The sequence below is a fragment of the Massilia sp. AB1 genome (assembly GCF_018119385.1).
Lineage (GTDB): Bacteria > Pseudomonadota > Gammaproteobacteria > Burkholderiales > Burkholderiaceae_D > Telluria.
Genome location: NZ_JAGKSG010000027.1, coordinates 1 through 23,063 on the forward strand (window position 1 = coordinate 1; position 23,063 = coordinate 23,063).

Annotated in this window: 17 protein-coding genes and 1 tRNA gene; 7 read left to right on the forward strand and 11 right to left on the reverse strand. The window is 67.2% G+C overall.

The genetic code is table 11. The features are described 5' to 3' along the window. Nucleotides 1-55: 55 nt before the first annotated feature. Both J8847_RS15795 and J8847_RS15800 read right to left on the reverse strand, forming a co-directional pair. Nucleotides 56-1,591 (reverse strand): fumarate hydratase, encoded by a 1,536-nt coding sequence (locus J8847_RS15795; RefSeq protein WP_211525671.1) that lies wholly within the window; start codon nt 1,589-1,591, stop codon nt 56-58. 20 nt (nt 1,592-1,611) lie between these two features. After that, a complete protein-coding gene (locus tag J8847_RS15800) occupies nt 1,612-2,220 on the reverse strand; it encodes a TIGR00645 family protein (RefSeq protein ID WP_211525672.1) in 609 nt (202 codons plus the stop codon). Nucleotides 2,221-2,469: 249 nt separating this feature from the next. Here J8847_RS15800 and J8847_RS15805 point away from each other — a divergent pair, with 249 nt between their 5' ends. Together J8847_RS15805 and acs are read left to right on the forward strand one after the other, a co-directional pair. Continuing rightward, entirely contained in the window at nt 2,470-6,750 is a 4,281-nt protein-coding gene (locus J8847_RS15805) for an EAL domain-containing protein (protein ID WP_211525673.1), read from the forward strand. A gap of 140 nt (nt 6,751-6,890) precedes the next feature. Next, nucleotides 6,891-8,888, forward strand: coding sequence for an acetate--CoA ligase (acs, locus tag J8847_RS15810; RefSeq protein WP_211525674.1), 1,998 nt, complete (start codon nt 6,891-6,893; stop codon nt 8,886-8,888). Between the two features lie 106 nt (nt 8,889-8,994). Here the strand turns inward: acs and J8847_RS15815 are convergent, their stop codons facing one another. Then, nucleotides 8,995-9,360, reverse strand: coding sequence for a VOC family protein (locus J8847_RS15815; RefSeq protein WP_211525675.1), 366 nt, complete (start codon nt 9,358-9,360; stop codon nt 8,995-8,997). 85 nt (nt 9,361-9,445) lie between these two features. Between J8847_RS15815 and J8847_RS15820 the strand changes: the two genes are divergently transcribed. Both J8847_RS15820 and J8847_RS15825 read left to right on the forward strand, forming a co-directional pair. Beyond that, nucleotides 9,446-9,772 carry a helix-turn-helix domain-containing protein gene (locus J8847_RS15820; protein ID WP_211525676.1) on the forward strand — a complete coding sequence of 109 codons (327 nt, stop codon included), beginning with the start codon at nt 9,446-9,448 and terminating at the stop codon, nt 9,770-9,772. Between the two features lie 69 nt (nt 9,773-9,841). Further along, nucleotides 9,842-9,932, forward strand: a tRNA-Ser gene (locus J8847_RS15825). A 56-nt stretch (nt 9,933-9,988) separates the two neighbouring features. Here J8847_RS15825 and J8847_RS15830 read toward each other — a convergent pair. After that, complete coding sequence (locus J8847_RS15830) at nt 9,989-13,069, reverse strand: PAS domain S-box protein (RefSeq protein WP_211525677.1); 3,081 nt, start codon at nt 13,067-13,069, stop codon at nt 9,989-9,991. 150 nt (nt 13,070-13,219) lie between these two features. On the opposite strand from J8847_RS15830, the gene J8847_RS15835 reads away from it, so the two are divergent. Further along, nucleotides 13,220-14,116, forward strand: a complete 897-nt coding sequence (locus tag J8847_RS15835; RefSeq protein ID WP_211525678.1) for an alpha/beta fold hydrolase — start codon at nt 13,220-13,222, stop codon at nt 14,114-14,116. On the opposite strand, the gene J8847_RS15840 is transcribed toward J8847_RS15835, so the two are convergent. Further along, nucleotides 14,113-14,520 (reverse strand): DUF2141 domain-containing protein, encoded by a 408-nt coding sequence (locus J8847_RS15840; RefSeq protein ID WP_211525679.1) that lies wholly within the window; start codon nt 14,518-14,520, stop codon nt 14,113-14,115. The two genes, J8847_RS15835 and J8847_RS15840, sit on opposite strands and share 4 nt — an antisense overlap. A gap of 112 nt (nt 14,521-14,632) precedes the next feature. Between J8847_RS15840 and J8847_RS15845 the strand changes: the two genes are divergently transcribed. Then, on the forward strand, nt 14,633-15,169 hold the full coding sequence (locus J8847_RS15845; protein WP_211525680.1) for a sterol desaturase family protein: 537 nt from the start codon (nt 14,633-14,635) through the stop codon (nt 15,167-15,169). Here the strand turns inward: J8847_RS15845 and crtB are convergent. The 5 genes from crtB to J8847_RS15870 are packed head-to-tail and all read right to left on the reverse strand — an operon-like array spanning nt 15,063 to nt 20,976. Next, nucleotides 15,063-16,034: a 15-cis-phytoene synthase CrtB gene (gene crtB, locus J8847_RS15850; protein ID WP_211525681.1), complete on the reverse strand. Its 972-nt coding sequence runs from the start codon at nt 16,032-16,034 to the stop codon at nt 15,063-15,065. The genes J8847_RS15845 and crtB overlap by 107 nt on opposite strands. Further along, nucleotides 16,031-17,521 (reverse strand): phytoene desaturase, encoded by a 1,491-nt coding sequence (locus J8847_RS15855; protein WP_211525682.1) that lies wholly within the window; start codon nt 17,519-17,521, stop codon nt 16,031-16,033. The genes crtB and J8847_RS15855 overlap by 4 nt, the downstream gene beginning before the upstream one ends. Continuing rightward, nucleotides 17,518-18,690: a lycopene beta-cyclase CrtY gene (gene crtY, locus J8847_RS15860; RefSeq protein WP_211525683.1), complete on the reverse strand. Its 1,173-nt coding sequence runs from the start codon at nt 18,688-18,690 to the stop codon at nt 17,518-17,520. The genes J8847_RS15855 and crtY overlap by 4 nt, the downstream gene beginning before the upstream one ends. Then, nucleotides 18,683-19,987: a glycosyltransferase gene (locus J8847_RS15865; RefSeq protein WP_211525684.1), complete on the reverse strand. Its 1,305-nt coding sequence runs from the start codon at nt 19,985-19,987 to the stop codon at nt 18,683-18,685. The genes crtY and J8847_RS15865 overlap by 8 nt, the downstream gene beginning before the upstream one ends. 2 nt (nt 19,988-19,989) lie before the next feature. Beyond that, the gene (locus J8847_RS15870) at nt 19,990-20,976 is read right to left on the reverse strand and encodes a polyprenyl synthetase family protein (RefSeq protein WP_211525685.1); all 987 of its coding nucleotides are present in this window, start codon (nt 20,974-20,976) and stop codon (nt 19,990-19,992) included. A 392-nt stretch (nt 20,977-21,368) separates the two neighbouring features. On the opposite strand from J8847_RS15870, the gene cyoE reads away from it, so the two are divergent. Next, nucleotides 21,369-22,292 carry a heme o synthase gene (cyoE, locus tag J8847_RS15875; protein WP_211525686.1) on the forward strand — a complete coding sequence of 308 codons (924 nt, stop codon included), beginning with the start codon at nt 21,369-21,371 and terminating at the stop codon, nt 22,290-22,292. Nucleotides 22,293-22,295: 3 nt separating this feature from the next. On the opposite strand, the gene J8847_RS15880 is transcribed toward cyoE, so the two are convergent. Further along, nucleotides 22,296-23,048: an SDR family oxidoreductase gene (locus J8847_RS15880; RefSeq protein WP_373999918.1), complete on the reverse strand. Its 753-nt coding sequence runs from the start codon at nt 23,046-23,048 to the stop codon at nt 22,296-22,298. Nucleotides 23,049-23,063: the final 15 nt, after the last annotated feature.

Sequence of the window (23,063 nt, forward strand, 5' to 3'; positions counted from 1 at the left end):
GGGGGGGCCCCAACGTCCTGTGGCCCGGGGGGCGGGCCCCGCCGCCCACCCTACATTACACGGTGGCGACCGGGATGCCTTTCAGCGACTCGATCTTGGCGGCCCATTCCTTCGGACCGGTGACGTGCACCGAGGTGCCGGTCGAATCGACGGCCACGGTCACCGGCATGTCGGTGACTTCGAACTCGTAGATCGCTTCCATGCCCAGGTCCTCGAAGCCCACCACTTTCGCCGACTTGATCGCCTTCGACACCAGGTAGGCCGAGCCGCCCACCGCCATCAGGTAGGCCGACTTGTGCTTCTGGATCGATTCGATCGCCGCCGGGCCGCGCTCGGCCTTGCCGATCATCGCGATCAGGCCGGTCTTCTCCAGCATCATGTCGGTGAACTTGTCCATGCGGGTCGCGGTGGTCGGGCCTGCCGGGCCGACGACTTCCTCGCGCACCGGATCGACCGGGCCGACGTAGTAGATCACGCGGTTGGTGAAGTCCACCGGCAGGGACTCGCCCTTGGCCAGCATGTCCTGGATGCGCTTGTGCGCGGCGTCGCGGCCGGTCAGCATCTTGCCGTTCAGGAGCAGGGTCTGGCCCGGCTGCCACGAAGCGACTTCCTCCTTGGTGAGGGTGTTGAGGTCGACGCGCTTGGACTTCTCGGTGTCCGGGGTCCAGTGCACGTCCGGCCAGGTCGACAGCGCCGGCGGTTCGATATAGGCCGGGCCCGAGCCGTCCAGCACGAAGTGGGCGTGGCGGGTGGCGGCGCAGTTCGGGATCATCGCCACCGGCTTCGAGGCCGCGTGGGTCGGGTACATGTTGATCTTCACGTCCAGCACGGTGGTCAGGCCGCCCAGGCCCTGGGCGCCGATGCCCAGCGCGTTGATCTTGTCGCACAGTTCGATACGCAGTTCTTCCAGCTTGTTCTGCGGGCCGCGCTGCTTGAGCTCGTACATGTCGATGTCTTCCATCAACGACTCTTTCGCCATCAGCATCGCCTTCTCGGCGGTGCCGCCGATGCCGATGCCCAGCATGCCCGGCGGGCACCAGCCGGCGCCCATCAGCGGCACGGTCTTGATGACCCAGTCGACCAGCGAGTCGGACGGGTTCAGCATGACGAACTTGGTCTTGTTCTCCGAGCCGCCGCCCTTGGCAGCCAGCTTGACGTCGACGGTGTCGCCCTCGACCAGTTCCATGTGGACCACGGCCGGGGTGTTGTCCTTGGTGTTCTTGCGCTCGAAGTGCGGGTCGGCCACGATCGAGGCGCGCAGCTTGTTGTCCGCGAAGTTGTAGGCGCGGCGCACGCCTTCGTTGACGGCGTCGGTCACCGAACCGGTGAAGCCCTCGAAGCGCACGCCCATGCCGACCTTCAGGAACACGTTGACGATGCCGGTGTCCTGGCAGATCGGGCGCTTGCCTTCGGCGCACATGCGCGAGTTGGTCAGGATCTGGGCGATCGCGTCCTTGGCGGCCGGGCTCTGCTCGGCTTCATAGGCGCGGGCCAAATGCTGGATGTAGTCGGCCGGGTGGTAGTAGCTGATGTACTGCAGCGCGGCAGCGACGGATTCGATCAGGTCTTCCTGTTTGATGACGGTTGCCATGTTGGTTCTCTAGTAAAGGATTAATGCTTTTGCTGGTGATGCGTGATCGTCGTGATGCGGTCGGTGTAAGAGATCGCCAGCGCCGACACCAGGAAGGCGCAATGGATGATGGTCTGCCACATCAGCGTCTTCTCGTCGTAGGCCGAGGCATTGATGAAGGTCTTCAGCAGGTGGATCGACGAAATGCCGATGATCGCCATCGCCAGCTTGGTCTTCAGGACCGAGGCGTTGACGTGCGACAGCCATTCCGGCTGGTCGGGGTGCAGATGCAGGTGCATGCGCGACACGAAGGTCTCGTAGCCGCCCACGATCACCATGATCAGCAGGTTCGAGATCATGACTACGTCGATCAGGCCGAGCACGACCAGCATGATGGTCACTTCGGTGAGCTTGGTCGGGCGCGGGCCGTTCGGCACGCTGACCGCGTCCAGGATGTGCTGGAGCGAAGCGGCGTTGCCCATGGCCGCGCCGATCAGGTCGACCAGCTCGACCCAGAAATGGAACACGTAGACGCACTGCGCCAGGATCAGGCCCAGGTACAGCGGCAGCTGCAGCCAGCGGCTGGCGAAGATCAGGTTGTTCAGCGGGGTCAGCTTGGGGGCTTGGTTGTTCGGTGAAAGCTGGGACATCGAGGCAAGGACTCCAGGAATGCGACAAAACAGCTGAGCATTCTACACCGGCAAGTGCATTCATGTCCGGGGCCGGGACCCGTTTCCCCGGCTTCGGAAAGTGCTTATTGCTGCTTAGCAACGTCGAACGAGGGCCTTCGCCGGGGCGCGGCGAGGGAGAGGTGCCCGCACGATAGCGATTTGCAAACAAATCATCCTTCCTAAGCGGGAGCGTTATACTGGCTGTCACCTTCACGCAATCGAAAGGCCATGGCCTCCTCGACCCCGCAGCGGATCGCTGCCATCGTGATGTTGGCAGCGGAATACTACCTGCTCGGGTGGTTGGCGCTGCTGTCGGCGGTTCCGCCGAGCTACGCGGCATCGGTCTGGCCGTCCGCGGGGATCGCGCTTGTCGGTCTGTTGCATTTCGGCTACCGCGCCTGGCCGGGCGTCGCGCTCGGCTCTTTCCTCCTCAGCCTGCAAGTCACCTTCGGTACCACCGGCGACCTGGTCCCCGCGGCGCTCACCGCGGCCGGCATCGCGGCCGGCGCCACCGTCCAGGCGCTGGCCGGGGCGGCGCTGGTGCGCCGCTGCAGCCTGGGGGGCGAGGCGGCGGGAGTGGGGCGCATCGCGGCCATGCTTGCGCTCGGCGGGCCCTTCGCCTGCCTGATCGGCGCCTCGGCCGGCATCGCCACCCTGTGGGCGACCGGCGTCCTGGCGCGCGGCGACGCCGGCTTCAACTGGTTCACCTGGTGGGTGGCGGACGCCATCGGCGTGCTGATCGGGCTGCCCCTGTACCTGCTCTGGACCGCCGATCCGCGCTCGATCACCCCGCGCAGCCGCATGCTGGCCACCTTGCCGATGCTGGTGCTGCTGGCCGTGATCTCGCTGCTGTTCACGCGCACCAGCGCGCTCGAGCGCGAGCAGGCCCAGGCGGAATTCTCCCGGCGCAGCGAACTGATCGCGAACAACCTCGAGCAGAAGCTGACCGAATACACCGAGGCCCTGCATGCGGTGGCTGGCTTCCTGACGCTCAGCGAGGCGCCGCTCGACCGCGACAGCTTCCGCCGCCTGGTGGGCGACCTGCTCAGGCGCCACCCGAACCTGCACGCCATTTCCTGGGTCCCGCGCATCACGGCCGCGCAGCGCCCGGACTACGAAGCCTCGATGCGCATGCAGGGCTACGCGCCGGCCGGCATCCGGGTGCTCGGCCCGCAGGGAGCGCTGGTGCTGGCGGACTGGCGTGCGGAGTACACGCCGGTCACCTTCATGGAGCCGGTCCGCAACAGCGTCCTTGGTTTCGACCTGTCTTCCGACCCGGCGCGCCTGGCGGCCCTGCAGCAGGCGCGGGACAGCGGCCGCGCGACGGCCAGCGTCAGCATCGGCCTGGTGGACCTGGCCAGCGAACGCAGCGGCGTGCTGATCCTGGCGCCCGCCTACCTGGCCGGCGAACCGCTTGCCACCGTCGAGGAGCGCCGCGCGGCGCTGCGCGGCTATGTATGCGCCGCGCTGCGCGTCGAGCAGATGTTGAGCGGCCTGTTGCGCGGCATCGACCTGACCGGGATCCGGATCCGCCTCACCGACCGCGGCACGCCCGGCGGGCGCCTGCTGGTCGAAACCCCGCGCCCGTCCGCGGGCGCTTCCTCCTCCGGTTATACCGAGCTCGCCGCCGAGCGTGTCGGCATGGTCCACCGCGTCACCATGGGGGTCGGCGGCCGGCCCTGGGAATTCACCTTTACGCTCGACAGCAACAACCCGCTGCCTTACCGCTCGCCGATGGCCTGGAGCGCACGGGTGGTGGCGCTGATGTTCACCGGCCTGCTCAGCACCTTCTTGCTGGTCATGGTCGGGCGCACCGTCACCATCGAACGGCAGGTGCGCGAGCGCACCGCCGAACTGCGCGACAGCAACGCCGCGCTGAAAGGCCTGAACGCCGACCTGGAACGCAGCGAGCAGGCCTTGCGCCAGAGCGAGGAAGAGGCCCGCAGCGTCCTGGAGACCGCGCGCGACGCCTATATCGCAATGGATGTGAAGGGCACGGTGGTCGCCTGGAACCGCGAGGCCGAGGCCACCTTCGGCTGGCCGCGCGAGGAGGCGATCGGCCGCAACCTGCCCGAGCTGCTTCTGCCGGCGCGTCCTCACCGCCCGCGCGCCGGCCGCCTGATCCGCCAGCTCGCCAGCGGGCGCACGCGCTTCCTCAACCGCCGCATCGAAACCATGGTGCGGCACCGCGACGGGCAGCAGCTGCCGGTGGAGCTCACCGTCTGGACCACCGGGCACGGGCAGGAGCGGCGTTTCCACGCCTTCCTGCACGACATCAGCAGCCGCCGCGCGGCCATGCGGCGCCTGGCCGCGCAGGAAGCCGCCGCCGCCGCGCTGGTCGCATCGGACAACCTGGCCGAAGCGGGACCCAAGGTGCTGCAGGCCATCTGCGAGGCGATCGGCTGGTGCGTGGGGGCGATCTGGATGCTCGACACCGAGCGCGACGACCTGCATTGCTGCGAGTTCTGGAGCCGCGAGCACGAGACCGCGGCCTTCGAAGGCGTCTCGCGGGTGCGCCGCATGGCCCGCGGCGAAGGGCTGCCCGGCCGGGTATGGAACAGCCGGCAGCCCGAGTGGATCACCGACATCGCGACCGACGGCGGCTTCCCGCGCGTGCGCGAGGCCCTGGGCGCGGACCTGCACGCGGCCTTCGCCTTCCCGGTGACGGCCGGCGGCGACCTTCTGGGCGTGGTCGAATTCTTCTCGCGCCGGGTCGCCGAGCCGGACGAGGGCCTGCTGAAGATGATGGAGACCGTCGGCAGCCTGCTCGGCCAGTTCGTGGCGCGGCGCCGTGCGGAAGCGGCGCTGTTCGAAGAAAAGGAGCGCGCCCAGGTCACGCTCAACTCGATCGGCGACGGGGTGATCGTCACGGATACCGCGGGGCGGGTCACCTATCTCAATCCGGCCGCTTCGGTCCTGACCGGGTGGTACCTGATGCAGGCCGAAGGGAAGCCGGTCACGGACGTGTTCCGGCTGGTTGCCCATTCCAGCGGCGCGCCGCTGCCTTGTCCGCTGACCCTGGCGATCCAGGGCAACCGCCGGGTCGGGCTGGGCATCGACACCGAACTGGTGCGGCGCGACGGCGCGCGGCGCGCGGTCGAGGATGCCGCCGCGCCGGTGCACGACCGGGCAGGGGAGGTGGTTGGCGGCGTGGTGGTGTTCCACGACGTCAGCGAGTCGCGCGCCATGCACATGAAGATGTCGCACCTGACCCGCCACGACCACCTGACCGGCCTGCCCAACCGGGCCTTGCTGCACGAGCGCCTGGCGCACGCCATCGGCCAGGCGCGCGACCGGCACGGCGAACTAGCCCTGCTGTACATCGACCTCGACGGTTTCAAGCACATCAACGACTCGCTCGGCCACGAGGTGGGCGACCTGCTGCTGCAGGAAGTCACGCAGCGCCTGCTGGACAGCGTGCGCTCGGTCGACACGGTCAGCCGCCAGGGTGGCGACGAATTCACCGTGCTGCAACCGGAGATCCGCAGCAGCAGCGACGCGGTGCGGGTGGCCGAGCACATCCTGCAGGCGGTCGGCCAGCCTTTCCACATCGGCGACGCGGAACTGAACCTGACGGCCAGCGTCGGCATCGCCCTGTATCCGGCCGACGGCGCCGAAGCCGGCGTGCTGCTCAAGCATGCCGACGCGGCCATGCACCGCGCCAAGCTGAGCGGGCGCAACCATTATCACTTCTTCACCCGCGAGATCAGCGAGCGCGCCGACCGCCGCCTGGCGATCGAGAGCGCGCTGCACCAGGCCTTGCGCAACGACGAACTGGTGCTGCATTACCAGCCCAAGGTGGCGCCGAGTACCGGCGCGCTGACCGGCATGGAGGCGCTGGTGCGCTGGCAGCAGCCGGGCGGCCGCCTGGTCATGCCGGGCGAGTTCATCGAAGTGGCCGAGGACAGCGGCCTGATCGGCCGCATCGACCGCTGGGTGCTGGAGACCGCCTGCCGCCAGAACCGCGCCTGGCAGGATGCCGGCCTGCCCGCGGTGCCGGTGGCGGTCAACCTGTCGGCGGCGAATGCCCAGATCGAGCAGTTCCCGGCTTACCTGGCGAGCGTGCTGCGGCGCACCGGGCTGGCGCCAGGCTACCTGCAGATCGAGCTGACCGAAAGCCAGATGCTGCACGATACCGAATTGTTCGAAACCCTGATCCGCGGCATCAACGCGCTGGGCGTCAAGGTGGCGATCGACGACTTCGGCACCGGCTATTCGAGCCTGGGCTACCTGCAGCGCTTTCCCTTCGACGCGATCAAGATCGACCAGTCCTTCGTGCGCGCATTAAAGGAGAGTAACACCGAATCGGCCATCGTCGACGCGATCACGCGGCTGGCGCGCGCCTTCAATTTCTCGGTAGTGGCGGAAGGGGTCGAAACCCGCGAGCAGGCGCACATCCTGCAAGGCTACGGCTGCGACGAGATGCAGGGCTACCTGTACAGCCGTCCGGTGCCGGCGGATCAGTTAGAGGCTTTGTTGCGCCGGGACATGGAAGCGGCGCGCTCGTAAAGCTGGGCTCTTTTGCCGGGTCTTGATCTGTTCCCGGCGGGCGTTGGTAGAATGACAGTGGACGAAGGGCCTGTAAGGGCTCAGTAAGCGAGCACCTCTAAGGTGTCTGATAAAACTTACTACTAACTATGGAGACTGGAATGGCTGAGCACGAGACGAATCACGAAGAATTCACGCTTCAGGAAAACCGTGTGTTCCCGCCGCCGGCGGCGTTTACCGAGAAGGCGGCGATCAAGGGCATGGCCGAGTACGAGAAGCTGTGCGCCGAGGCGGAAAGCGACTACGAAGGTTTCTGGGGCCGCCAGGGCCGCGAGCATATCGAGTGGCACAAGCCCTTCAACACCGTCCTCGACGAATCCAACGCACCATTCTACAAGTGGTTCCCCGACGGCCAGCTGAACGCCTCGTACAACTGCCTGGACCGCAACCTGAAGAACGGCAACGCCGACAAGACCGCCATCATCTTCGAGGCGGACGACGGCACCGTCACCAAGGCCAGCTACCGCGAGCTGCACGAGCGCGTCTGCAAGTTCGCCAATGCGCTGAAATCGCGCGGCATCAAGAAGGGCGACCGCGTCGTCATCTACATGTCGATGTCGATCGAAGGCGTGACCGCCATGCAGGCCTGCGCCCGCATCGGCGCCACCCACTCGGTGGTGTTCGGCGGTTTCTCGGCCAAGTCGCTGCAGGAACGCATCATCGACGCCGGCGCCGTGGCTGTCATCACCGCCGACGAACAACTGCGTGGTGGCAAATCGTTGCCTTTGAAAGCCATCGTCGACGAAGCGCTGGCGCTGGGCGGCTGCGACACCATCAAGGACGTGATCGTCTACAAGCGCACCGGCGGCAACATCGCCTTCAAGGAAGGCCGCGATATCTGGCTGCACGAGGTGCTGGAAGGCCAGAGCGCGGAATGCGAGCCGGAATGGGTCGATGCCGAGCATCCGCTGTTCATCCTCTATACCTCCGGTTCGACCGGCACCCCGAAGGGCGTGCAGCACTCGACCGGCGGCTTCCTGCTGTGGGCCGCGATGACGATGAAATGGACCTTCGACATCAAGCCCGACGACGTCTACTGGTGCACCGCCGACATCGGCTGGGTGACCGGCCACAGCTACATCGCCTACGGTCCGCTGGCCGTGGGCGCGACCCAGATCGTGTTCGAAGGCGTGCCGACCTATCCGAACGCCGGCCGCTTCTGGGAAACCATCGCCAAGCACAAGGTCTCGATCTTCTACACCGCGCCGACCGCGATCCGTTCGCTGATCAAGGCTTCGGATGCGGACGCCAAGGTGCACCCGAAGAGCTTCGACCTGTCCAGCCTGCGCCTGCTGGGTTCGGTCGGCGAGCCAATCAATCCGGAAGCCTGGATGTGGTACCACAAGAATGTCGGCCAGGAACGCTGCCCGATCGTCGACACCTTCTGGCAGACCGAGACCGGCGGCCACATGATCACCCCGCTGCCGGGCGCGACCCCGCTGGTGCCGGGTTCCTGCACCCTGCCGCTGCCGGGCATCATGGCCGCGATCGTGGACGAAGCGGGCGCCGACGTGCCGAACGGGCAGGGCGGCATCCTGGTGGTCAAGCGTCCATGGCCATCGATGATCCGCACCATCTGGAACAACCCGGACCGCTTCCGCACCAGCTACTTCCCGGAAGAACTGGGCGGCAAGTATTACCTGGCCGGTGACGGTGCGATCCGCAACAAGGACACGGGTTACTTCACGATTACCGGCCGCATCGACGACGTGCTGAACGTGTCGGGCCACCGCATGGGCACGATGGAGATCGAGTCGGCGCTGGTGGCGAACCCGATCGTGGCGGAAGCCGCGGTGGTCGGCAAGCCGGACGAGACCACCGGCGAATCGATCTGCGCCTTCGTGGTGCTGAAGCAGGCGCGCCCGACCGGCGAGGAAGCCAAGAAGCTGGCGGCCGAACTGCGCAACTGGGTGGCCAAGGAGATCGGTCCGATCGCCAAGCCGAAGGAGATCCGTTTCGGCGACAACCTGCCGAAGACCCGCTCCGGCAAGATCATGCGCCGCCTGCTGCGCGTGCTGGCCAAGGGCGAGACGATCACCCAGGACGTGTCGACGCTCGAGAATCCGGCGATTCTGGAGCAGTTGAAGGAAAGCGCTTAAGCTTCGTTCGCCGCATTCGGCGGAAAAATGCCCGCGCCCTCGCAAGAGGGGTGGGCATTTTTTATGTTCTCAGCACAGCCGTAACGCCAGCAGTGCCGAGCAGCGCTCAGGACGACGACAACACGAAGGTATTCCCCTCCGAATCCTTAAACTTCGCAAACGACCCCCACGGCTGCGAGGTCGGCGGCTCCAGGAACTCCACCCCCCGCTGGCTCAGCTGCCGATACGTCGCCTCCACGTTATCGCAGGCAAACGCCCCATTGAAGAAGGTCCCGATCCGGTCCTCCTGCCCATCCATGGTGAACAGCACCACCCGCGTCCCCGAGTTCGCAATCCGCAGCTCGATCCAGCGCTTGCCCGGCCCCATCGGCTGGTCGGTCGCGATGTCGAAGCCCAGTTTTTCGGTATAGAAGGCGAGGGCGCGGTCCTGGTCTGCCACCGGGACGCTGACGAATTTCAGTTGAGTAATCATGAGTAGGCATGCCTGCCGTAGTTGCGAGATGCACCATTATCGTGGCACCATCACTGGCTGTGTGATTCTAAGAACTATAGTATCCATGACTACCCGCCAGTCCGAGATGGACGCCTACGTCTTCGACGTGCTGATGCCCGACCTGGTCGGCCACGACCGCCGTCCGGCTGCCTTTGTCGTCTACCTCTACCTGCTGCACAGTGCGCACGCCCTGGACCGCGACCAGGTACCGGCCAGCCTGCAGACGATCGCCGTCAAAACGGGCCTGTCGAAATCGGCCGTCCAGGTCGCCCTGCGCCACCTGAAGCGCCGCGGTTTGATCGGGGAAGAGGAGGTCGGCACCCAGGTCAACCCGGTCCGCCACGTCCTGCGCCCGTGGCGCCGGCGCTGGCAAGTTGCTCCTGGCGCGTGACAGGCCTTGTAGAGCTGGAAATCCTTGCTATAATAGGCGGCTTCGTGGGATACCCACGAAACCCCATCAGGAGAGATGGATGAGTGGTTTAAGTCGCACGCCTGGAAAGCGTGTATAGGTTCATAGCCTATCGGGGGTTCGAATCCCCCTCTCTCCGCCAAAATTCCAAGGCCCTTGTTTACAAGGGCCTTTTCTTTTTTGCACAGCTCAGTGCTGTCAGGGGCGATGATGTTTCGCCGCCAGAACACTTTGCAATGCCGGCAAGTCCACCGGCTTGACAAAGTAATGATCGAACCCCGCCTGCTTTGCCAGCACCTTGTCGTGCGCCTGCCCATACCCCGTGACCGCCACATAGGTCGCATCCTTGTTCTCCGGCCGGGCATGCAGCTGCCGCGACAGCTCATACCCATCCATATCCGGCAAACCGATATCCAGCAGAAACACATCCGGAGGCGCGGCATGCGCTTCCTCCAGCGCATCGTTGGCATCCGACTTCACCGTCACCTCGTGTCCGTACGATTGCAGCACCGCCGCCAACGACTGCGCCGCATCCTGGTTGTCGTCGACCAGCAGGATATGCAAGGGCGCTCCATCGCTCGGGCCATGCTCACGCGCCGCCGGCCCGCTGTCGGCCAGCTGCCGGTCCAGCAAAGGCAGGCACACTGTGAACGTACTCCCTTTTCCCGGCCCATCGCTGTGCGCCGTCACTTCGCCGCCATGCAAGTGAACGATGCTCTTGACCAGCGCCAGCCCGAGCCCCAGCCCGCCCTGGGACCGGTCGGGCGTGCGTTCCGCCTGCGTGAACAGATCGAACACGGTCGGCAGCAAGGCCGCATCCATGCCGATCCCGTTGTCGCTCACGCAGATGCACACCTGCAGCCCCTGGATCTCCACGGACAGCTGGATCTCGCCACCTTGCGGCGTGTACTTGGCCGCATTGTTCAGCAGATTCGTCAGCACCTGCACCAGGCGCGTGTCATCGCCCAGCACATAGGGATGGGCCGAGGCCAGCCGCATGATCAGGGTGTGCTGGCGCGACTCGATCACCGGCGAAGCCTGCTCGACCGCATTGTTGACGACCGTCTTGATATCGACGTCCTTCTTGTCGATCGACACCAGGCCGCGCGTGACCCGCGACACGTCCAGCAGGTCGTCCACCAGTTCGGTCAGGTGCTTGACCTGGCGCCCGATCATCTCGCTGGCGCGCTTGACCATCTTTTCATCCTGTCCCGGCAGCTTGAGCAGCTGGGCCGCCGTGCTGATCGGCGCAAGGGGATTGCGCAGCTCGTGCGCGAGCATCGCCAGGAAGTCGTCCTTGCGCCGGTTGGCCCGCTCCAGCGCGGCTTCGGCTTCGCGCTGCACGGTGACGTCGGTATTCGTGCCGAGCCAGTACAGGATCTCGTCCTGCGGATTGTGCACCGGCACCGCCCGCGACAGGAACCAGTGGTACTCGCCGCTCGCGCTGCGCAAGGGGAAGGTGTCTTCCCACACCACCTGCCGGTTCACGATCATGTCGACATACCTGGCCTTCACCGAGTCCACATGGTCGGGGTGGTGCACCGTCTCCCAGCCCCAGTCGCGCATCTCGTCGATGCCCTTGCCGGTATAGGCGGTCCAGCGGCTGTTGAACCAGAAGATCCGGCCGTCGGTCGCCGCCATCCACGCCAGCTGGGGAATATTGTCGGCCAGGGTGCGGAATTTGGTCTCGCTTTCCGCCACCGCCTGCTGGGCTTGCTTCACTTCGCTGATGTCGAGGATATAGGCGATGCCTTCGCCCCGCGTGCGGTCGAAGTTCGCCGCCCCGATGTAGACCGGCAGGCGCGTTCCGTCGGGCCGGCAGAACTCGGCCTCGAAGGCTTCGATCAGTCCCTTGCAGCGCAGTTCGGCCCACTTGCGCTGGAATACCTCCGGCTGGCAGGAGGTCAATGCGGTCCAGGACAGGTGACTGTCCTCGAAGCCTTGTCGTGTCAGTCCGACCATCTGCAGGAAGGCCTCGTTCGGCTCGGCGAGGCTGCCGTCCTCGCGGTGCTGGACGATGCCGATGGTATTCGATTCCGCAATCGTCCTGAACTTCGATTCGGTCTTGGCGCGGGCTTCTTCCGCCAGCTTCTGCTCGGTGATGTCCAGGACCACGCCAGGCAGCCAGGCCGGCTTGCCGTCGGCGTCGAGGTGGACCTTGCCGCGCGCCTGCACGTAACGTACGCCTCCGTCGGCGCGCACCAGGCGATAGGCGCGCTGATAAGGCCCGCCGCTGGCGAGGATGGAAGAAATCTCCGCCCGCACTTCCTCCACGTCGTCCGGATGTATCTTGTTCAGGTAGGCCGAAATCGGCCCGCCGTTCGCGTCGCCGGCGCTCATTTCGAAGAGCCGCGCAAAATTGCAGTCGGCATAGACCCGGTCTTCCCGGACGTCCCAGGTCCAGGTGCCGATCTCGGCGGCGGTCAGCGCCGCTTCCAGCCGGTATCGCACATCCTCCAGCTCGGCCTGGGTCAGCTTCCACTCATGGATATCGGTGCAGGTTCCCATCCAGCGGGTGATCTGGCCGGCCTCGTTACGGATGGGCAGGGCGCGTCCGAGCACCCACCGGTACTGGCCGGACCGGTGCCGCAGCCGGTATTCGACTTCATAAGGATCGCCGGTGGCGAGGCTGTGCGCCCAGCGTTTCCAAGCTTCCTCCATGTCGGCTGGATGAAACAGCTCGCTCCATGCATTCCCCAAGGTGCTGCCTTCGGCGACCCCGACGAAGTCGAACCATTGGCGGTTGAAATAGTCGTGATAGCCGTCCGGCAGCGTGGACCAGACGATCTGCGGCATGGCGTCGGCCACCTGGCGGAACCAGGCTTCCCCCGCTTCGGCCACCTGCTGCCTGCGGGTTTGCTCGGTCACGTCTTCCACCTGGTGGATGATATAGGCGAGTTCTCCCGACCTGGACAGCACCGGGCTGTTGAGCGGACACCAATAGCGCTCTTCCCATTCCCCATGCGGCGAGTCGCGGATGGGAATGTCGTACTTCTGGATCGCCATCCGATGCGGCGTCTTGTGCTCGAGCACCCAGTTGAGCGATGCGCGCAGGTTGTTGACGCCCGTGGCTTTCGGATCGGAAGGGTTGTCGGGGAAGGCGTCGAACATGTAGCGCCCGATCAAGTGCGAGCGTGTGGTGAGCGTGGCGTTCAGGTAGGCGTCGTTGACGGCCACGATCGTCAGGTCCGGCCGCAGGATCAGGTAAGGCATCGGCGTCGCCTGGAACAGCAGCTCGAAATCCGGCGATACGGCGAGGGAGTGGTCAGGGCTGTTCATCACATGCTTGCTTCGGGGAGGCACGGTATGATGGTGGCGAAAGCCGAGCGAAGGCAGTGACGCCGCATGATGGCAGTATGCCTCGTTCACACAGGAATGGCGTTCCGTTTGGGACGTTTTTTCTTAAACTTGCCAACCGGAACTTCGCGCATGACAACAACGCTTCTTCCCGATTTCGAACCACGTGACGTCGATACCGCGCCGGGCATACGGATTCGCGCGGCCATCGGGGGAAGCGGCGCACCGCTCTTATTGCTCCACGGCCATCCCCAGACCCATGCGATCTGGCACCGCGTTGTTCCAAGGCTGGCCCGGCAGTTCACGGTCGTCGCCTGCGACCTGCGCGGCTACGGCGACTCGTCCAAGCCGCCGGCCGACGAAGCGCACAGCAACTACAGCAAGCGCAGCATGGCCGCCGACATGCTGGCCGTCATGCAGTCGCTCGGCTTCGACAATTTCAGTGTCCTGGCCCACGACCGCGGCGCCCGCGTGGCGCACCGCCTTGCGGCCGATCATCCGGACGCCGTACGGCGCATGGTGCTGCTCGACATCGCCCCGACCCTGGCGATGTACGAACAGACCAGCGAAGCCTTCGCACGCGCCTACTGGCACTGGTTCTTCCTGATCCAGCCCGCGCCGCTGCCGGAACGCCTGATCGAGGCCGATCCGCGCGCCTACGTCACCGATGTCATGGGCCGGCGCAGCAGCGGCCTGGCGCCTTTCGATCCGCGCGCGCTGGCGGAATACCAGCGCTGCCTGGCGCTGCCCGACACCGCGCGCGGCATCTGCGAGGATTACCGCGCCTCCGCCACCATCGACCTGGAGCACGACCGCGCCGACCGCGACGCCGGCAAGCGCCTGGCCACGCCGCTGATGGTGCTCTGGGGAGGAGACGGCGTGGTCCACCGCTGCTTCGACCCGCTCAAGGAATGGCGCCGGATCGCCGACGACGTGCGCGGCGAGGCGCTGCCTTGCGGCCACTACATCCCGGAGGAAGCGCCGGACGCCTTGCTCGAGCGCGCCTTGCCCTTCCTCGCCCAGCCTTAATGCAGCCGGATGGCGGCGACCGCGCGCTCGCCGTCCACCTGGATGGCCGCCGCCTCGAACGAAGGGGGACCGAAGGCGCCCTTGGCGTCGCGGCTGAAGCCGTAGTTCTCCTTCGGGATGCCGATCACATTGCGGTCCAGTTCCTTGTTTCCGTTCGCGTCCTGGTAGGCCAGCACCGCCCAGGTCCCGGGCGGCACGCCCTCGACCAGCACGACGGTTTCTCCCGCCTGTGCGGGCACGGAAGCGCTGTAGGCGCACTGCTTGAGAAAACGCTCCTTGTCGCAGACCGCCACGTTGACGGTTCCCTTGCCGCCGGCGACGTTCGAGACGCGCACTTCGATGGTGGCCGCCGCGGCCGCCGAAGCGGCAGGCAGCAGGAGCAGGGCAAGTAGATAGCGGGTCATACGTCTCCTGTCTAGTGGTGAACCGTGTTTGTCATGCAGAGGGAGCCGTGCGCCCAAGGGCTTATGGTAGGCTGGAGTTCCGCCATTGCCTGCCGATCCGCCACTAGCCACCATGCTCTGGAATGCCTTCATCGTCGTGCTCACCGTCGTAATGATGGAAGTGTTTTCCATCGTCGCGCACAAGTACATCATGCACGGTTTCGGCTGGGGCTGGCACCGTTCGCACCATGAACCGCGCACCGGCTGGTTCGAGAAGAACGACTTGTACGCCGTGGTCTTCGCCGGCGTCGCCATCGCCCTGATCTGGTTCGGCACCGAGGGCGCCCATCCGCTCGAATGGATCGGCGCGGGCATGACCGCCTACGGTTTCCTCTACTTCGTCGCCCACGACGGTCTGGTGCACCGCCGCTGGCCTTTCCGCTACGTGCCGAAGAGCGGCTACCTGAAGCGGCTCTACCAGGCGCACCGCATGCACCACGCGGTGGAGGGCAAGGACGGCGCGGTGTCCTTCGGCTTCCTGTACGCGCCGCCGGTCGAGACCCTCAAGCGTCAACTGCAAGCGCGGCATCCGGGACCGCTGCGTGCGCCGCGCCAGGCCGCTGCCACAAGCCAGGCGGACGTGGCGGCGCAGAGCCGAGACGCGAAGTAAGCGCGGCCACGCCGCCTTTCCCCAGCAGCCAAAGCTTCTCCGCCTTCGAGGTGCCGCAGCGCTCGTCCCAGGCGCGCGCGCCGCGCCGCTTCACTTCGATCCCGATCTGCCGGTACACGTTGCGCGCGGTCGCGATGGCCCAGGCCGAGCGCAGGGGCAGGTCGCGGATGCCCGCGTTGGCCGAGTCGTAATAGGGTTCCGCGTAGTCGACCAGGCGCGCCGCCACCCGCGCCAGCGCTTCGCGGTGCCTGGGTAGCGCCACCTCCGCCGGCGGGATGCCGGCCTCGCGCAGCCATGCGGCCGGCAGGTAGCAGCGGCCATTCTGCGCATCCTCGACGATGTCGCGCGCGATGTTCGTCAGCTGGAAGGCCAGGCCCAGGTCGCAGGCGCGGTCCAGCACCGCCGCATCCTTCATGCCCATGATCGACGCCATCATCAGCCCGACCACGCCGGCCACGTGGTAGCAGTAGCGCAGCGTGTCCTCGATGGTCTCGTAGCGCGTTTCCCCGACATCCATCGCGAAGCCCGCCAGGTGGTCGAAGGCGAAGCGCTGCGGCATGGCGTGGCGCAGCGCCACTTCCTGGAAGGCGGCGAAGGCGGGATCGCGCATCGGTTCGCCCGCGTAGGCGCGCCGGGTCTGCTCGACCAGTTCGGCCAGCTCGCGCCTGGCGTCGTGCGGCGTTTGCGCGGCGGCGTGGAAGCCGAGTTCCTGGCCGTCCACCACGTCGTCGCAGTGGCGGCACCAAGCATACAGCATCAGCACGCTGCGCCGCGTTCCCGGCGAGAACAGCCTGGCGGCGGCCGCGAAGCTCTTCGAACCGGCCTCGATGGTCCGGGTCGCGTGCTCGAACAGGGCTTCGCTCATGGCGCCACCTCGTCCAGCATCAGGCCCGCCGTCGCCTTGGCCGAGCCGATCACGCCCGGCACGCCGGCGCCGGGATGGGTGCCGGCGCCCACCAGGTAGAGGTTGGGCAGCACCGCATCGCGGTTGTGCGGCCGGAACCAGGCGCTCTGAGTCAGGATGGGCTCCAGCGAGAAGGCCGAGCCCAGGTGGGCGTTGAGCTGCTCGCGGAAGTCGAGCGGCGTGAAGATGCGGCTGGTGACCAGCTGGCTGCGCAGGCCCGGCATGTAGCGCCGTTCCAGGTAATCGAAGATGCGGTCGCGGTACAGCGGTCCTTCGACTTCCCAGTCGATCGGAGCATTGCCCAGGTGCGGCACCGGCGCCAGCACGTAGTGGCTGCCGCAGCCGGGCGGCGCCAGCGACGGGTCGGTCACGCAGGGCGCATGCAGGTAAAGCGAGAAATCCTCGGCCAGCGCATCGCCCTGGAAGATGTCCCTGATGAGTTCCCGGTAGCGCGGCCCGAAGCAGACCGTGTGGTGCCGCAGCTGCTGGTGGTGACGATCGAGCCCGAAGTAGAGCACGAACAGCGAATTACTGAAGCGCTTCTTGCGCAGGCTGTCCGCTTCGGCGCTGCCGCGCGGATGCTGGCCCAGCAGGGAGCCGTAGGTGTGGACCACGTCCGCGTTCGAGGCCACCGCGTCGGCGGCGAACAGGCGGCCGTCCTCCAGGCGCACGCCGCTCACGCGCGCACCTGCCGTTTCGATGCGCGCCACCGGCGCGTTCAGCTCGATGCGCCCGCCGAGGTCTTCGAACAGCCGCACCAGTCCCCTGACCAGCGCCCCGGTGCCGCCGCGCGGGAACCACACGCCCCAGCGCCGCTCCAGCGCGTGGATCAAGGTGTAGATCGACGAGGTGGCGAAGGGGTTTCCGCCCACCAGCAGCGAGTGGAAGGAGAAGGCCTGGCGCAGGTGCTCGTCCTGGATGAAGCGCGACACGATGCCGTACACGCTGCGCCAGGCCTGCAGGCGCGCCAACTGCGGACCGGCCTGGATCATGTCGCGGAAGGAAAGGAAAGGAACCGCGCCCAGCTTGACGTAGCCTTCCTCGAACACGGCCTTCGAATAGGCCAGGAAGCGGTGATAGCCCGCCACGTCGGCCGGATTGCGCGCGTGGATCTGGCGGTCGAGCGCGTCCTGGTCGTTGGCGTAGTCGAAATGGCTGCCGTCTTCCCAGCACAGGCGGTAGAAGGGTGCGACTTCCAGCAGCTCGACATAGTCGCGCATGCGCTTGCCGGCCACAGTGAACAATTCCTCGATGGCGGAAGGGTCGGTGATGACGGTCGGCCCGGCGTCGAACACGAAGCCCTGGTCTTCGTACACGTAGGCGCGTCCGCCCGGCTTGTCGCGCTTCTCCAGCAGGGTGGTCTGCACGCCCCGGGCCTGCAGGCGGATGGCCAGCGCGAGGCCGCCGAAGCCGGCGCCCACGACGACTGCTTTTTTGGTGGCGTTCATTCTTGCTTCCCGAATTGGCGAGGGTGGGTCTTGCACACGGCCGACAAGGCCTGCAGCACGGGAACCGGCGGCTTGCCCGACAGCAGGCGCGCCTTGTCCCCGAGGCTCAGGCGGCCGGCGTAGAAATTGGCGATCAGCGGCGCCGGCAGCCGATAGAAGCGCTGCATCACGCGCCAGCGGCTGTCCGGACTGCCGGCCAGGAACAGCATGCGGTTGAGCATGCGGAAGAAGCGCTGGCGGCGCCATTCCTGCCGCGCTTCGTCGCGGATGGCGGCGAACAGCTGCGGCGCGTCGAGCTCGCGCAAACCGGCGATGCGCTCGGCCAGCCGCACCGCATGCGGCAGCGAATAGCCGGTGGTGGAGTGGAACAGCCCGGCGCGCAGGCCGGCGCAGGGCTGGCCCTGCAGGTCGTTCCAGTAGGCCTCGAAGTCGCCCGCCAGCACGATGGGCAGCGAACCCTGTTCCTCGCGCAGGACCTCGGCGATGTCCCAGCACTGCTCGCGCGCGTAGGCCGCGATATTGGCGCGCAGGCGCTCGGGTTCCCAGACCTGGGTGTCGACGTAATGGGTGTCCTCGATCAGCAGCCGGTCGGGCCCGAAGGGCAGCACGTAGACGAAGCGGTAGCCGCCTTGCTGGGCGACGCTGGCGTCCATGATGACCGGGGCCTTGAGGCCGTGCGGCCAGTTCAGGCGCACTTCCTGGCCGAGGAAGGTCTGGTAGCCGAGCCTGAGGCGGCTGCTGGCGCGCATGCCGCGGCCGTCGATGACGGCCTTCGCACGCAGGGTGGAACCGTCGGCCAGGCCGACTTGCGTCGGATTCAGGCTCTCGATGCGCGCATTCAGGCGCAGCGATGCGCCCAGCGCCGGGGCGATCACGCGCGCGAAATCCTGCGAGGCGATGCTGGCATAGCCGCTGTCGAGCGTGCGCGCGTACAGCGGAAACACCACGTCGTAGCGCGGCCAGCGCGCCGAGACCAGGGGCGCGATCCATTGGCGCTGGGCCGCATCCAGGTCGCCGTCATGGAAGGACCAGGTGTGGTTGCCGCCGATCTGCGCATCCTGTTCCAGCAGCAGGATGCGCAGCTCCGGGCGCCGGGCCAGCAGGCGCCAGGCGATCAGGCCATTCGCCAGCCCACCGCCCACCAGGATCAGGTCGTAGGACTTATCCAAGGCAGGCCACGCTGTCCGGTGTGCGCCGCAGGTGCAGCGCCGCTTCGACGATATCGGCCGCGCGCGGCGTGCCGCCGGCCTGGGCCAGGTTCGCGGCCAGCGGTTCGAGGCGCTGGCGGAAGCCCGGTTCGTCCAGCAGCCTGCGCACCTGACGGCGGATGGCCGAGGCGCGGGCGAAGCGCGGCGACATGCGCAGGCCGATGCCGGCATGGACCACCCTGGCCGCCGCTCCGGGATGGTCGAAGGCGATCGGCAGCGCCAGCATCGGCGTGCGCGCCGCGATCGCGTCCATCACCGTGTTCACGCCCGCATGCGAGACCACGGCGTCGGCGCGCGCCAGCACCGCTTCCTGGCGGGCGAAGGCGCACACCCAGGTGGCGCCTTCGCCCCGCAAGACCTGCTCCTGGTGAGCATCCAGGCCGCCGCAATGGGCCACCAGCAGCTGCACGTCGAGCGCGCGGCAGGCGCGCACGATGCGCCGGAACAGGCCGAAGCGCGCGCCCTGCATGCTGCCCAGCGAGGTGAATACAAAGGGACGATCGCTCGCGATCTCGGGCAGGAAGTAGTCGCGGTCCCTGGCGCTGGCGGCGCGCTTCGTGAAGCGCAGCGGTCCCACGTGGTGGAAATGCGCGGGCAACGCGCGGCGCGGGAAATCGAAGGCCGAGGTGGTCTGGCTGATTTGCGCCAGCGGCGACAGGCAGTGTTGCAGGTTGTCGCGCTCGCCCAGGCCGAGCAGGCGCGCCTGCAGGGCGATGGCGCGGCGGTGCGGACTCATCATCCAGTCGTAGACGCGGGTGCTGCCCTCGGCCATCTTGAGGTGGCGTTCGCTCTGGCCGTACTCGAAGGGCATCACCGGCAGCGGCACGCCCGGCTCGCGGTTGACGGGCAGGGCGCAGGCCACCGAAACGAAGGGGATGCGCAGCGCCTCGGCCACCAGGCCGCCGGCCGCTTCCATCTGGTCGGCGAGGATGGCGTCGATGCCCAGGGTGTCCAGCGCGGCCGGCAGTTCGCGGCACAGCATGGCGGTGCTGTCGGCCATGTCCTCGATCACGCGCCGCAGCCCGAGCGGCCCCCCGGGATTGGCCGCGCGCCGCAGCGCCGCCTGTACCGATCCGGGCGGATGGGTGTCGAGGCCCACGGCGTGGAAGCCGATGCGCTCGTCCGCCACCCATTGCGCGGCGTCCGGGCGGTGCAGGAAGCTCACGCGGTGTCCGCGGTCGATCAGCTCGACGGCGAGCGCCGACATGGCGTTGAAGTGGCTATAGAACGCAGGAGTGACGACTGCGAAGTGCGCCATGGTCAGCCGATGCGTGCGTCGCGCGTCGATCCGGCCTCGGCATGGACCAGGGCGCCGATGCCGGGCGCGTGGAAGGCATCCGGCACGCCCTGCGAGAACAGCGCGCGCACGAAGCCGCGGGTGCGCTGCCTGCCCTTGAGGGCGGCGCCCAGGTGGCGGTCGGCTTCCATCAGGTGGATGCTCAGGCGGCGCCTGGCTTCGTCCCTGCCGAGCGCATTGACGAAGGTGCTCTTGCCTTCATCCTTGCCGGTGTCCTTGCCGGTCAGGCTGCTGTCGGCGCCGTCCTGGAAGTCGTCGCGGATCTGGAAGGCCTGGCCCGCCGCCAGCGCGAAGGCGCGCAGGGCGTCGCCGACGCTGTCGTCGGTCTGGGCCAGGATGGCCGCCATGTCGACTGCGACGCCCAGCAGCACGCCGGTCTTGAGTTCATTGGTGGCCGCGATCTCGGCCACCGAATGGGCGCCGCCGCGCAGGTCCATGAACTGGCCGCGCACCAGGCCTTGCGCGCCGATCGTCTCGGCCAGCCGGTTCACGAGCCGGGTGCGGGTGAGCGGGGCGACGTCCTGGATCGAGGCGAGGATGGAAAAGGCCCGGCTGAGCAGGGCGATGGACGCCAGGATGGTGACGTCCTCGCCGTACTGCACGTGGACGGCCGGCTTGCCGCGCCGGAGCATGGCGTTGTCCATGCAGGGCATGTCGTCGAGCATGAGCGAGGCCGCGTGCACCAGTTCGACCGCGCAGGCGACGTCGATCACGGCCGGCGAGGCGCAGCCCAGGTCGCGCGCCACCAGCATCAGGAGCAGGGGACGCATGCGCTTGCCGGCGCTGAGCGCGCCCGCCCGCATGGCCAGGCTCAGCATGTCGGCGTGGCCGCGGTGCTCGCCATCGGCCAGCAGGAAGGCGATGCGTTCCTCGAGTTCCTGGCGCATGCCTGCGAGCTCGTCGCGTGGGTCCCTGTCCGGGCCGCCGAACCGCCTTGTCTGAGTTGTCATGCGCCATTCCTTTGCAGAGTGCTGGGAGAGGGAACCGGACGGTCGTCCAGCCGATCTTACCTGAAACAATCTTGAAAAAACGTTAATGCATGTAAATGCGCGCGGGCTGTTGTAAATCTGGTCTTGCCGGCTAAACAGACAATTTTCTTACCTGTTTGATGCAAATGCCGACAGAAGCCTGCCTGGTGCATTGTTCGTTTTGCATCCTACATGGAAGCTTGCCGGCGAGACTGTGTCACGATTGGCGAGGCCGGTTCGAAAGCGGTTCAGGGGCTGGTGCGGCTTGCCGGTCCGTCAACTGGGACGATTTGCCCACCTCAAACGTGCTGCGGATTGCGATAGCATGGCAGCTTCGCCGCCAGCGACGGCTGCGGCGCCTTCCACCGAACACCATGCCGAATCTCGAAATCGCCCTTGCGGACGCCGATTGCGCCCGCGTCTCCACGCAGCCCGGCCGCCTGGCCCAGTACTGGACCCTGACCAAGCCGCGCGTCACCCTGATGACCGTGTTCTGCGCCGTCATCGGCAGCCTGCTCGCCGCCGACGGCTTCCCCGGCTGGGGCGTGCTGTTCTGGAGCGCGGCCGGCATCTGGCTGCTGGCCGGCGCCGCTTTCGCGGTCAACTGCCTGCTGGAGGCCAAGGTCGACGCGCGCATGGCGCGCACCGCCCGCCGGGCCACCGCGCGCGGCGAACTGACGCCCTTGCACACCATCGCGTTTTCCAGCCTGATCGGCGGCGCCGGCATGGCCGCGCTGTACTGGATGGTCAATCCGCTCACCATGTGGCTGACCCTGGCGACCTTTGTCGGCTATGCCTTCGTCTACACCCTCCTGCTCAAGCCGAACACGCCGCAGAACATCGTGATCGGCGGGCTGGCCGGGGCGATGCCGCCGGCCCTGGGCTGGGCGGCCGTGGCGGGGGAGACACCGCTGCAGGCCTGGCTGCTGGTCCTGATCATCTTTCTGTGGACCCCGCCGCACTTCTGGGCGCTGGCCATGTACCGGCGCGAGGACTATGCGCGCTCCGGGCTGCCGATGCTGCCGGTCACGCACGGCATGGCGCACACGGGCCGCATGGTGTGGCGCTACAGCATCGCGCTGGCGCTGGGCACGGCCTTGCCCTGGGTGGTGGGGATGAGCGGCCTGCTCTACCTGCTGGCCGCGGCGGCGCTCGATGCGGTGTTCCTGCGCCACGCCTGGCTGGTGCACCGCCGCTACAGCGACCAGGTAGCGCGCAAGGCCTTCGGCTGGTCCATCGTCTACCTGGCCTTGCTGTTCGCGGCGCTGCTGGCCGATCACTGGGTCATGGCGCTGTAAGCCTTAGGCCTGGGCCATGCCGCCGTCGACGAACAGTTCGGCGCCGTTGACGTAGCTAGCGTCGCTCGAGGCCAGGAACAGCACGGCCTTCGCAATCTCTTCCGGCTCGGCCACGCGGCCCAGCGGCACCTGGCTGGCCAGCGCGTCCAGCAGGCCTCGCTGGGCGGCGGCATCGTCGCCGGCCAGTTCCACCAGCCCCGGCGTACGCACCGGTCCCGGGCTCACCACGTTGACGCGGATCCGGCGCTCCTTCAGGTCCAGGATCCAGCTGCGCGCGAAGTTGCGCACCGCCGCCTTGGTGGCGCTGTAGACGCTGAAGGCCGGGGTGCCGGTCACGCCGGTGACGGAACTGCTCAGCACCACCGATGCGCCCTGGGACAGCAGCGGCAGCGCCTTCTGCACCGTGAACAGCACCGCCTTGACGTTGCGGCCGAAGGCGTCGTCCACGTGCTGCTCGGTGATCTGGCCGAGCGGCATCATGTCGCCGCCGCCGGCGTTCGCGAACAGCACGTCCAGGCGGCCGGCGGCGTCCTCAACGGTGGCGTACACGCGGTCCAGGTCGGCCATGCTGGTGGAATCGGCCTGGATCGCAGTGGCGTTGGGGCCGATCTTGTCGACCGCGGCGTCCAGCTCGGCCTGGCGGCGGCCGGTGATGAAGACGCGTGCGCCTTCCTGTGCGAACAGCTGGGCCGTTGCCAGGCCGATGCCCGCCGAGCCGCCGGTGACGAGTGCGATTTTGCCTTCGAGTTTCTTCATGACTTCCTCCATGTG